10 protein-coding genes and 1 riboswitch are annotated in these 11,130 nt (G+C 62.7%); of the genes, 8 read left to right on the forward strand and 2 right to left on the reverse strand.

Annotation, left to right across the window (positions count from 1 at the left end):
* Window positions 1-18 precede the first annotated feature (18 nt).
* A complete protein-coding gene (locus JYK05_RS20540) occupies window positions 19-1,299 on the reverse strand; it encodes a Zn-dependent hydrolase (protein ID WP_206470352.1) in 1,281 nt (426 codons plus the stop codon).
* A gap of 376 nt (window positions 1,300-1,675) precedes the next feature.
* On the opposite strand from JYK05_RS20540, the gene JYK05_RS20545 reads away from it, so the two are divergent.
* Window positions 1,676-2,389, forward strand: coding sequence for a TetR/AcrR family transcriptional regulator (locus tag JYK05_RS20545; protein WP_206470353.1), 714 nt, complete (start codon window positions 1,676-1,678; stop codon window positions 2,387-2,389).
* Window positions 2,390-2,414: 25 nt separating this feature from the next.
* Here the strand turns inward: JYK05_RS20545 and JYK05_RS20550 are convergent, their stop codons facing one another.
* Complete coding sequence (locus JYK05_RS20550; protein ID WP_206470354.1) at window positions 2,415-3,581, reverse strand: prolyl oligopeptidase family serine peptidase; 1,167 nt, start codon at window positions 3,579-3,581, stop codon at window positions 2,415-2,417.
* 336 nt (window positions 3,582-3,917) lie between these two features.
* Between JYK05_RS20550 and JYK05_RS20555 the strand changes: the two genes are divergently transcribed.
* The 7 genes from JYK05_RS20555 (at window position 3,918) to JYK05_RS20585 (ending at window position 10,970) form a co-directional block, all read left to right on the forward strand.
* Entirely contained in the window at window positions 3,918-4,922 is a 1,005-nt protein-coding gene (locus JYK05_RS20555) for an SGNH/GDSL hydrolase family protein (RefSeq protein ID WP_371826481.1), read from the forward strand.
* Window positions 4,923-5,014: 92 nt separating this feature from the next.
* The gene (locus JYK05_RS20560) at window positions 5,015-6,310 is read left to right on the forward strand and encodes an NRAMP family divalent metal transporter (RefSeq protein ID WP_206470355.1); all 1,296 of its coding nucleotides are present in this window, start codon (window positions 5,015-5,017) and stop codon (window positions 6,308-6,310) included.
* 427 nt (window positions 6,311-6,737) lie between these two features.
* Window positions 6,738-6,834, forward strand: a riboswitch (guanidine-I (ykkC/yxkD leader).
* A gap of 58 nt (window positions 6,835-6,892) precedes the next feature.
* Window positions 6,893-7,963 (forward strand): putative urea ABC transporter substrate-binding protein, encoded by a 1,071-nt coding sequence (locus tag JYK05_RS20565; protein ID WP_206470356.1) that lies wholly within the window; start codon window positions 6,893-6,895, stop codon window positions 7,961-7,963.
* 31 nt (window positions 7,964-7,994) lie between these two features.
* Window positions 7,995-8,810 (forward strand): ABC transporter permease, encoded by an 816-nt coding sequence (locus JYK05_RS20570; RefSeq protein ID WP_206470357.1) that lies wholly within the window; start codon window positions 7,995-7,997, stop codon window positions 8,808-8,810.
* The gene (locus JYK05_RS20575) at window positions 8,807-9,613 is read left to right on the forward strand and encodes an ABC transporter ATP-binding protein (RefSeq protein ID WP_175943262.1); all 807 of its coding nucleotides are present in this window, start codon (window positions 8,807-8,809) and stop codon (window positions 9,611-9,613) included. The genes JYK05_RS20570 and JYK05_RS20575 overlap by 4 nt, the downstream gene beginning before the upstream one ends.
* Window positions 9,610-10,314, forward strand: a complete 705-nt coding sequence (locus JYK05_RS20580; RefSeq protein WP_206470358.1) for an urea amidolyase associated protein UAAP1 — start codon at window positions 9,610-9,612, stop codon at window positions 10,312-10,314. The genes JYK05_RS20575 and JYK05_RS20580 overlap by 4 nt, the downstream gene beginning before the upstream one ends.
* A 14-nt stretch (window positions 10,315-10,328) precedes the next feature.
* The gene (locus JYK05_RS20585) at window positions 10,329-10,970 is read left to right on the forward strand and encodes an urea amidolyase associated protein UAAP2 (protein ID WP_175943266.1); all 642 of its coding nucleotides are present in this window, start codon (window positions 10,329-10,331) and stop codon (window positions 10,968-10,970) included.
* The last annotated feature ends 160 nt before the right edge of the window (window positions 10,971-11,130 follow it).

Genomic DNA, 11,130 nt, shown 5'->3' on the forward strand with positions numbered 1-11,130 from the left:
AACGAGAAAAGGCGCGGCTCAGGGAGCCGGTTCGGATGCGCGTTCGAGCATGGCGTGCAGCAACACGTTCGCGCCTGCTTCGATCCACTCCTGCGTGGCGTCTTCTATTTCGTTATGACTGATGCCGTCGACGCACGGCACGAACACCATCGATGTAGGCGCGACCTGCGCGAGATAGCAAGCATCATGGCCCGCGCCCGAGACCATATCGCGGTGCGAGTATCCGAAGCGCTGCGCCGCCGCGCGCACCGATGCCACGCAGGCCGCGTCGAACTTGACAGGTTCGTAGTAGAAGATCTGTTCGAGCTCAGTTTGCAGGCCGATCTCGCCCGCAATGCGCGCGACGCCTTCGCGCAAGGCGGCATCCATGCGCGCGAGCACGGCATCGTCGGGATGACGGAAGTCGACGGTGAAGAACACGCGGCCGGGAATCACGTTGCGCGAGTTCGGATGCACCTGCATCATGCCGACCGTCGCGCACGCGAGCGGCGCATGGTCGAGGCCGATGCGGTTGACGAGATCGACTACGCGCGACGCGCCGAGCAGCGCGTCCTTGCGACGCGGCATCGGCGTGGGGCCGGCGTGCGCTTCCTGTCCCGTCAGCGTGATCTCATACCAGCGCTGGCCCTGCGCATCGGTGACGACGCCGATCGTCTTGTCTTCGGCTTCGAGGATCGGCCCTTGTTCGATATGTAGTTCGAACGCCGCATGCAGCTTGCGGCCGCCGCACGGAACATCGCCCGCATAGCCGATACGCTTGAGTTCCTCGCCGATGGTCTTACCGTCGACGTCCTTGCGCGACAGCCCGTACTCCAGCGAGAAAACGCCCGCGAACACGCCGGATGCGACCATTGCGGGCGCGAAACGCGAGCCTTCTTCGTTGGTCCAGATGACGACTTCGATCGGATGTTCGGTCTCGATACCGCGATCGTTCAGCGTGCGAATCACTTCGAGCCCGCCGAGCACGCCGTAGATGCCGTCGAAACGGCCGCCCGTAGGCTGCGAGTCGGCATGCGAGCCGGTCACGACCGGCAATGCGTCGAGATTGCGGCCCGCCCGTCGCATGAACACATTGCCCATCTGATCGACATGCACCGTGCAGCCCTCGGCCTTCGCCCAACTGACGATGAGATCGCGGCCTTCGCGATCGAGATCGGTGAGCGCGAGGCGGCAGACGCCGCCCTTCGGCGTCGCGCCGATCCTGGCCATCGTCATCAGGCTTTCCCACAACCGCGCGCCGTTCACGCGGATGGACGTATCGAGACCGGCCTCTGTGACTGCATCCGTTAGGACGTTCATGCGCCTCGCTCCTGACGATGTGACTTCGTGTGTGAGTGACCTCGGTTCGTGCGTGCCGGTGCGCTTGTAGTGCGTTCGGGCACCCGTGCTGTGCACGTCTCTTCGTTCTGCGATGGGCGTTGCAAAGAGCGCGCTTTCCGGTTGCCGGCGCGCGCTTCAAATCCTGTCCGGTTGGACAGGTTTTAGCCGATTAAAATAAGCAAATCAACGTATTTCGTGTGCGGGCAAACACGGAGCGGAAAAAGCGATAACCATGCCATTGCATCGCAGCATCCCTGCATGCGGGGTTTGCCGATGCTTTCGTCGCGATGCAGCGCGGCGTGCGCCAACGGCGCGAATCAGGCACGATGCACAACAGACGGCAAAGAGCGCGACGATGAGACACGACGAAGCCACGAACAGCATCACCGCGAACGAAGACGCGTCGCCGCCCTTGCGGCGCCGCCGCGCGCAGATTCGCGAAAGCAACGAGGCGCATTTGCTTGCCTGTGCGGAGGCGGTGTTCGCCGAGAAAGGATTAGAAGGCGCGAGCACGGCGATGATCGCCGAGCGCGCCGGCTTGCCGAAGGCCAATCTGCATTACTACTTCCCGACGAAGCTCGCGCTCTATCGCCGCGTGCTGGAAGACATATTCGAGGACTGGCATCGCGCGGCGGATACGTTCGAGTGCAGCGACGACCCGGTGGAAGCGATCGGCGGTTATGTGCGCGCGAAAATGGAGTTGTCGAGAAGACGACCGCTCGGCTCGAAAGTGTGGGCGAGCGAAATCATTCACGGCGCGCACCACATGCAGGACATCCTCAGCGAGCGCGTGAAGCCGTGGCTGGATACGCGTGTGACGGTTATCGAAAGCTGGATCGCGCGCGGCCTGCTCGCGCCGGTCGAAGCCGATACGTTCATGTTCATGATCTGGGCGATCACGCAGCATTACGCCGACTTCGATGCGCAGATTCGCGCGCTCAAAGGCAAGCGCGCGCTCACGCAGAAAGCCTTCGACGAACAGACGGAAGAAGTCGTGCGGCTCGTCATTCGCGCGTGCGGGGCAGTGTCGCCGCGGTCCGTGGAGACACTGCCAGCAGCGCATGCATGATCACAACACGCTGGTCGCTGGTCGACTACGGTCGTCCGGTCACGCGTTGCACCATCGCGTATAGCACGGACAACTGCGCGCCACTCTTGAGCGCGTAGTTGGGATCGTACTGATTGGAGTAGCCCCACCAGTCGAAGCATGCGTTAGGGTTCGTCGGCCCGGGCGCGGACGACGCCACTGTGTCGGGATAGATGACGACCAGCTTGTTCGTGTCGGCCCACTCGTTGATGCCTGCTTCGGTGACCCAACGGTTTCCGATGAGCGACGCCTGTTGCAAGCAACCATGAAGCGCCAGCACCAATCCGCATTGCTGCCCCTGCGCGCAGGCTTTCGGGACAAAGACGCTGCCCGTCGAACTCATCGAGAGGTTCGGCGACGCCCCGAACTCGGTCTGATCGAAGGTAAGCAGCGAGCCGGACAGCTTGCCACCGTTGCGCGGCTTCAGCGGGCCGATGAACATGGTCAGCCAGGTTTTCACCGAGTCGTAGACCGCTCCGTTGGCCGAGCAACGCACCATGTACGGGCTCCCGCTCGTGCCGCAGGCAAGCTCGCCGTCGGGCGATTCCCAGCCGTGCGCAGCGGGAAACGCGTTGTCGAAGTGAATCTTCGCGCCGTAATGCTGGTACTCGGATCTCAGGTCGGCCATCTCCAGCGGATTGACCACCTCGTCTTGCGTGCCGGACCAAAGGTAGACGGGTTGTCCGCGCAGATTCGTCGATGAGTCGATCGTGCCGAGGGCCGATTGCGCATCGAGATAAGTTTCCGAAGCGACGAGCGTACTGTTATACGAAGCCTGATTCGTCGGAAGCGTCAAGCCACCGCAGTTCGCGAGCGCTGTCGCAGCGCCGCCTAAGCCCGCGCACCAGTACACGCCGCCGGCATAGATCGCGGCTCCTTTGAACGTCGCGGAGTGGGCGACGTGCATTTGCACCGCAGCAAAGCCGCCCGATGAGATGCCCGCGACGAAGACCTTCGACGGGTCGATCGCGTAGCGTTGGAGCCTGACGGTCGCGGCGTGTTGAGATTCGCCGTTCAGCGCGGCGTTATCGGTGGCGGACGAAGCGCTGACGTGCGCCGACGCTTTAGCGACAGCCGAATCCGTAACCGCCGATTCTCCGCCCCCGCACGCGGCGATGCAGAAAGCCAGGCTGATTGCCGACGCACACCGAACGCCTGCGGAGATAGCGCGCATGGTCGTCCCCTGCCGAGTGGAAGAAATATCAAACGCTTGTCGATACATGCATTGAAAACCGCTCACACGCTGCGAGCGATCACAACGGCTCTGTGCTCAAGGCCCGACGAGCAACAACTGCGCCCGATGGCGCGGGAGCGGTCAACCGGTTTCTTTGACCCGCACCGCAAATGTCGAAGACTGACGCTGCCTGTCCACGCCCGGCTTGCATCAACTTTGCTCTATCTCGTCGGACGGATACTGCTGACTGCATGCGTAGCACGCCATTTGGCGCGCGAAGCCGCAGCCCACAACGAGGACACGGACGAGCCAATGCTCCAGCCAAACATTTACCCGATGATGCGAAAGACAATTTCTACCTTACTTCTTGCACTGCTTACGTCATGCGGCGGCGGCGGCGGCGACAACTCGACGAGCGCGACAACCACCAGTCCGGCAGGCGGCGTCAAATTGCAGGTCGTGGCATTCGGCGACAGTCTGTCGGATGTCGGCACCTATGCCCCGATAGCCAGCGCGGTGGGCGGCGGACGGTTCACGACGAATCCGGGCCAGGTCTGGTCGCAGGATGTCGCTCAGTACTATGGCGACACGCTGACTGCGGCCTATGTCGTCGATCCCGGCCATCAACTGAAGGCGCAAAGCGGTCTCGGCTACGCGCAGGGCGGATCGACCGTTGCGACGCCCGCCAATCAGGAGCAGTTCCTCACCGATCTGATCGGCGACATCGAGATGCCGGTGAATCAGCAGATCTCGAGCTATCTGTCGGCGCATAAGAGCTTCAATTCGAATCAGTTGGTGCTGGTCTGGGCGGGCTCGAATGACGTGCTTCGGGCAGGCTCACCGCCCGCCGCCGACCAGACCGTGCAAACGGCGGCGACGACGCTCGCCGGGCTGGTCGGGCAGATAGTCGGGGCCGGCGCGACCCATGTCGTCGTGGTCAACGTGCCTAATGTCGGGCTCGCGCCGGACGGTATTCAGCAGGCCGATGGCGGCGGCAACCTGTCGAGGCTCTCGCAACTGTTCAATTCGACGCTGCTTACCGCGTTGCAGGCCAACAACCTGCAAAGCAAGGTTATTCTCGTCGATGCCTATACATGGACCACCCAGACCATCCAGAACTATCAGGCGAACGGGTTCACGGTATCCAACACCGCGCAGGCATGCGATCCGTCCAGGACGCCGCGCAACACTTCGCTCTTGTGCTCCCCGTCCACGTACGTTGCCGCGAACGCCGACCAGACTTACATGTTTGCCGACTACCTGCATCCGACGACGCGCATGCACGCGCTCTTTGCGCAATACGTGGAGAAACAGATCGCCGGGAGCGGACTCGGGCGTTGAGTCAACGGGACGCTCCGCGAGCCACATTTTCGTTCCATACTTGCTGGGAACGGTTCATGCGGTGGCGCGATGCAAACGCCCGCGAGTGTCCCATGTTCATTCCTCATAACAAGCCGGCAACGAACAGCGACAAGCGAGGCAGCGCGCGCCGCGCGCATTCATGGTCGGCGCACCTCGGGCCCGGACTCGTCACGATTGCGTCGGACAACGATCCCAGCGGCATAGCCACATACACGCTCGCCGGCGCGTGGTATGGCTTCGACCAGCTTTGGGTGTGCGTGCTCTCGTACCCGTCGACCGTCGCATTGCAGCTTATCTCGGCGCGCGTCGCCGCGATCACGGGGCGCGGCCTGACTGCGAACATGCGCAAGCACGACTGGCCTCCGTTCTTTTACTTCGCCGTCGCGCGCTTCCTGATTGCGAATACGTTGAACATTGCCGTCGATGTGCTCGCCATGGGCGCCGCACTGCGCGCATTGACCGGTGGGTCCCTTGCCTGGCTGACCGTGCTGTCAGGATGCGCGGCGCTCGTCCTGCAATGGACGGTCGCTTATGCACGCTACGCGAAGATACTCAAATGGCTGACACTCGCGATGTTCGCGTATGCCGGCGTCCTCGTACTCGTCGATGTGCCCTGGCCTACAGTCGCAAGGCGTCTCTTCATTCCGCATGTGGTTTGGTCGGAACACTATGTGACGACGTTGATCGCCGTGTTGGGCACGACGGTCAGCCCCTACCTGATGTTCGCGCAAGCCGAACAGGAAGCGCGCGACATCGAGAAGAGCGAGGTGTCGCGGCGGCAGGCACTGGATCGAAAGATGGGCGGCGTGCGACGCGAGGTACTGCTCAGAACCTTGCTGTCCAATGCGGTCTCGGTCTGCGTGATGATCGCGGCGGCCGCGACGCTGCATCTCATGCAGTCGACGCCTCCCGGCGAGTTCGTGCAACTCGATCGCGTACTGGAGCCGCTCGCGCGTGGTCATGCGGGGCACGTGCTCGCGCTCGCGCTGCTCGGGTCGGCCCTTCTTGCGCTTGCGCCGCTGGCGGGCTCGGCTGCACAGGCGGCGGCGAGTTCATTCAACTGGGAAAGCGGCGAGCGTCGCGATACCCGCATCGCGTGGCTGCTCGCCGGGACCATCGTGCTCGGCATAGCGGTCGCCGTCGCGCTGACCTTCTGGCATGTCGAGCCTGCGCGAGCGCTCTATTGGAGCGCGGTGCTCAACGGCATGACGGTGACTCCGGTTCTTGTTCTGCTCGTCTTGCTCAGTTCAAGCCGAGAAGCCGTAGGCGATCTCGCTGCGCACTGGACCTTACGCGCGCTTAGCTGGCTCGCGGCGCTGGCAACCGCAGCCGCGCTTGTCGCGCATTCGGTGCTCGAGTTTCTTTGACGACAAGAGATTGCAGTTCATGGAGACCGACCAGGACCGAGCTTAGAAGGCATCTATCGCTTACCGCATTAACTGACGCGGTCGATGTTGAAGGCAAAGACGCGCTAGCCGCAGCGCCGATGCATCCATCGAAGCCCTATTCGCAGCATCGAGAAAATAGGTCCGCGCCGAGTCGCCGCACAGCCGCGCTCGAAGTCAACGCAGACCGCGGAAGCCGGTGACCCTCCCTTTGCCCCCTTTACGGTGCAAGGAATGAAAACTCGCCCGAAAGCCGTGCATCGTGATGCGTTCCAGTGCAGCGCATCACCCGAACCGGGCATTCCTCCCCCTTCATACGCCGCACATGCTTGATTCTCCGCCCTTGGCACGCTTCCCGCTTTAACCGTTGTGCAAGGAGCCGGCGCGTCATCCGGTTCACAGACAATCTGAAATGGACGGCTAGGGTTCCGGTCTGCACGCAGACGCTGGTCCGAGAGCTGTCGACCTCGAACGAGGTTACACGGCGGGACAAAAGCCCGGGAGAGAACGCAATGTTTGCGCTGCTCCCTGCCGTCGCCAACCGTCTCCTCCGAGGTCAACCTCATGCGCAAGCTCGTCCGCTGTCTCGGCATCGCCGCCGTTTCCCTCGTCACGCTCGCCTCGAGCGCCGCGTTCGCCGCGCCCCGCAACGACTTCAAGGTGTGCTGGACCATCTATGCGGGCTGGATGCCGTGGGGTCAGGCCAAGACTCAAGGCATCGTGTCGAAGTGGGCGAAGAAGTACGGCATCAACGTCGATGTCGTGCAGCTGAACGACTACGTCGAGTCCATCAATCAATACACGGCCGGCAAGTTCGATGGCTGCGCCATGACCAACATGGATGCGCTCACCATTCCGGCCGCGGGCGGCGTCGATTCAACCGCGCTCATCGTGAGCGACTACTCCAACGGCAACGACGGCGTGCTCATGAAGGGCAAAGGCAAGCAGATCGCCGATCTGAAGGGCCAGCAAGTCAATCTCGTGCAGTTCTCCGTGTCGCACTATCTGCTCGCGCGCGCGCTCGACAGCGCCCACATGAGCGAGCGCGATCTCAAGGTCGTCAATACATCCGATGCCGATATCTCAGGCGCATTCGCGACGCCGGCCGTTCACAACGCGGTGACGTGGAACCCGATGCTCGCCGATCTCAAGGCACAGCCGAACGTCACCGAAGTCTTCGATTCCAGCAAGATTCCCGGCGAGATCATGGACATGATGGTCGTCAACACGAAGACGCTGCAGGAAAACCCGGCGCTCGGCAAGGCGCTGACCGGCGCATGGTTCGAGATGGTCGCGCTCATGCACGGCAACTCCGCCGAGACCACGAACGCGCTCACCGCAATGGCGAAGTCTTCCGGCACCGATCTCGCCAACTTCAAAGGACAGTTGTCCACCACTGCGCTCTTCTATACGCCGAAAGCCGCGCTCGATTTCGTCACGAGCCCCGACATGCCGAAGATCATGACGCGCGTCGCGAAGTTCTCGTTCGATCACGGCCTGCTCGGTCAGGACGCAAAGAGCGCGGACGCGGTGGGCATGGCGTTCGACAAGGGCGTCGTGATCGGCAACAAGAGCAACGTCAAGCTGCGCTTCGATCCGACCTATGTCGAGATGGCGGCAGCGGGCAAGCTCTGATCATCTGCGAGTCTTCAACGAGGCGGTCATCATGCGACTCATCAATCGACATCCGAGCAGGACAGGCGGCCTGATGCTGCTGCTGTTGCCGTTCGTCGTGCTCTTTGCGGTCTATTTCACCGGATCGTCGATGCGGCTTTCGGTCAATCCCGACGACAAGCTGTTGCCGAGCGCGGCGCAAATGAGCGATGCCGTGAAGTCGGTCGCCTTCACCGAGGACAAGCGCACAGGCGAATATCTGTTGTGGGCCGACACGCTGTCGAGCTTGCGGCGTCTTGGCATCGGCCTCGTGGTGAGCGCGGCGATCGCGCTCGTCGTTGCCATCGCGACGGGCTCGTTCCCGTTCGTCAGCGCGACGCTATCGCCGTTCATCACGGTCATTTCGATGGTCCCGCCGCTTGCGGTGTTGCCGATCCTTTTCATCGTGTTCGGGCTCGACGAGTTGTCGAAGGTCGTGCTGATTGTGGTCGGCATCACGCCGATGATCATTCGCGACCTGCATGCGCGCGCGGGCGACATTCCCGCCGAGTTATGGGTCAAGGCGCAGACGCTCGGCGCAAGCAGCTGGACGCTGATTCTGCGGCTCGTGCTGCCTCAACTGCTGCCGCGCTTGCTGGTGGCGCTGCGTCTTTCGCTCGGCGCCGCGTGGCTGTTTCTGATCGCGGCGGAAGCGATCGCGTCCACCGACGGCCTCGGCTACCGCATCTTTCTCGTGCGCCGCTATCTGTCGATGGATCTGATTCTGCCGTACGTCGCGTGGATCACACTGCTCGCGTGGCTCACCGACGAGCTGCTTCGACGCATCACGCAATGGTGCTTCCCGTGGTACGGCGGGAGCGCGCGATGATCGAAGTCCGCAACGTATGGAAGGAATACGGCGATCAGGTCGTGCTGGAACGCCTGAATCTCACCATCAAGGAAGGCGAGTTCTGCTCGATGGTCGGCGCCTCGGGCTGCGGCAAGTCGACGTTTCTGCGGCTGCTGCTCGGCCAGGAACGCCCGACGCGCGGCGAAATTCTGCTGGATGGCGCGCCGCTTCCGGGCGAGCCGGACGCGCATCGCGGCGTCGTGTTTCAACGCTATTCCGTGTTCGATCATCTTGACGCGCTGCATAACGTGATGCTCGGTCTCGAACTGCCGCGCGCGAAGCTCACGGGCCGACTGTTCGGCACGCAGCGCCGCGCCGCGCGCGACGAAGCGGCCGCGATGCTCGAACGCGTGGGTCTTGGCGCGGCGCTCAACAAATATCCGCAGCAGCTTTCGGGCGGCATGCAGCAACGGCTCGCCATCGCGCAGGCGCTGATGATGAAGCCGCGCGTGCTGTTGCTCGACGAGCCGTTCGGCGCGCTCGATCCGGGCATACGCAAGGACATGCACGCGCTCTTGTCCGAGCTATGGCGCGAATCGAAGCTCACCATCTTCATGGTCACGCACGACCTGAAAGAAGGCTTCACGCTGGGCAGCCGCGTGCTCGTGTTCGACAAGGTTCGCGTGGACCCGCAAGCGCCCGGCGCGTACGGCGCGCGCATCACGTACAACATTCCGCTCGATCGCACCCGCGACTCCGCCTCGGCCGTTCATATCGCGCAGGCGGCAATGCAAGGTGCTTCGGACAACGAACTGGTTTCACTGGAGGGAATTCGTTCATGACATTGTTGCTCGAAGAAACCGTCCCCGGAGGCGGGCATACGTCGCTCATCGTGAAACGCGGACAGTCGCTGCGCGTGACGGACCTGCGCGGCGGCGCAAACGTCAGCGTGATGATGGTGAACGCATCCGAGAAGAGCGAACGGCTGAACCTGCCGGATTCGCTGAAGTGCCAGCACACCGCGAAGCTCACGGCGGGCCATTGCCTCTACTCCGACATGGGGCGCGTGCTGGCCGCGATCGTCGCGGATACGTGCGGCTGGCACGACAGCATCGGCGGCGTATCGAACGCAGAGGAAGTGACCGAGCGATACGGCGTCGGCCGCTATCAGGAACTGCGCAACGCGTTCTATCGCAACGGCACGGACAACCTGCTCGTCGAGATGGGCAAGTGGGGCCTCGGCATCTCCGATCTGATGATGACGCTCAATCTCTTCAGCCGCGTGGATGTCACCGACGAAGGCACGCTGCGCTTCGTGCCCGGCAACTCGAAGGCGGGCGACTACGTGGAGCTTTACGCGCCGATGAACACGCTCGTCGTGCTCACGGCCATCCAGCATCCGCTCGACCCGAACCCCGAGTACTCGCCGAAGCCCGTGAAGCTCGAACTGAGCACGGCGCAACCCGACGTCGCCGAACTCTGCCGCACCGCGTGCGACGAGAACGTACGCGGCTTCATCAACACCGAACGCTTCTTTCTGTGAGCACGGACCCACTCATGACCAGCACGCTTACCGTCAGCGACAAACATCCCGAAAGCGCGGTGTATCGCGAAACCCTCGCCGCGGGCGAGCCCTGGCTGCACGAGGTAAAGGCCGGGCAGACGCTGCGCATCGTCGATCTGGAAGGCAATCAGGCCGTCGATACGCTCTTCTACAGCCTCGCCGATCCGCGCGAACGGTTCGATCCGCAACGCACGCTGCGTCGCCAGCAGAGCCTTTATCTGACGTCCGGCTCGGTGCTGTATTCGAACCTCGGCAACCCGATGTTGACTATCGTCGCCGATACGTGCGGCCGTCACGACACGCTCGGCGGCGCGTGCGCGCAGGAAAGCAATACGGTGCGCTACGCGCTCGAAAAGCGCTACATGCATAGCTGCCGCGATAACTTCCTGCGTGCCTGCGCGCACGACGGGCGGCTTTCGAAGCGCGACATCGGCGCGAACGTCAACTTCTTCATGAACGTGCCGGTGACTTCGCAAGGCGGCCTGACGTTCGAAGACGGCATTTCCGCGCCGGGCAAGTACGTGGAATTGCGCGCGGAAATGGACGTGATCGTGCTCATTTCCAACTGCCCGCAATTGAACAACCCGTGCAATGCCTATAACCCGACGCCCGCGGAGCTTTTGATATGGAACTGAAGCGCATCCGTAGCTTCATCTATCACATCATGCTCGTTCGCTCGGGACGATGCTTCGCGCGCACGCGCGAGGAACTGATGCAAGCGCATCGCTGAACGCGTGTCGTGTCGGCCGTGGACGACCACGGCTCGCCATTCTCACGGCGGGACGGCCCGCCTCC

It is taken from the genome of Caballeronia sp. M1242, assembly GCF_017220215.1.
Taxonomy (GTDB): domain Bacteria; phylum Pseudomonadota; class Gammaproteobacteria; order Burkholderiales; family Burkholderiaceae; genus Caballeronia.

Bases quoted from the DNA above. Each gene is read 5' to 3' on its own strand.
- JYK05_RS20540 (WP_206470352.1), bottom strand. From the start codon at position 1,299: ATGAACGTCCTAACGGATGCAGTCACAGAGGCCGGTCTCGATACGTCC.
- JYK05_RS20545 (WP_206470353.1), top strand. From the start codon at position 1,676: ATGAGACACGACGAAGCCACGAACAGCATCACCGCGAACGAAGACGCG.
- JYK05_RS20550 (WP_206470354.1), bottom strand. From the start codon at position 3,581: ATGCGCGCTATCTCCGCAGGCGTTCGGTGTGCGTCGGCAATCAGCCTG.
- JYK05_RS20555 (WP_371826481.1), top strand. From the start codon at position 3,918: ATGATGCGAAAGACAATTTCTACCTTACTTCTTGCACTGCTTACGTCA.
- JYK05_RS20560 (WP_206470355.1), top strand. From the start codon at position 5,015: ATGTTCATTCCTCATAACAAGCCGGCAACGAACAGCGACAAGCGAGGC.
- JYK05_RS20565 (WP_206470356.1), top strand. From the start codon at position 6,893: ATGCGCAAGCTCGTCCGCTGTCTCGGCATCGCCGCCGTTTCCCTCGTC.
- JYK05_RS20570 (WP_206470357.1), top strand. From the start codon at position 7,995: ATGCGACTCATCAATCGACATCCGAGCAGGACAGGCGGCCTGATGCTG.
- JYK05_RS20575 (WP_175943262.1), top strand. From the start codon at position 8,807: ATGATCGAAGTCCGCAACGTATGGAAGGAATACGGCGATCAGGTCGTG.
- JYK05_RS20580 (WP_206470358.1), top strand. From the start codon at position 9,610: ATGACATTGTTGCTCGAAGAAACCGTCCCCGGAGGCGGGCATACGTCG.
- JYK05_RS20585 (WP_175943266.1), top strand. From the start codon at position 10,329: ATGACCAGCACGCTTACCGTCAGCGACAAACATCCCGAAAGCGCGGTG.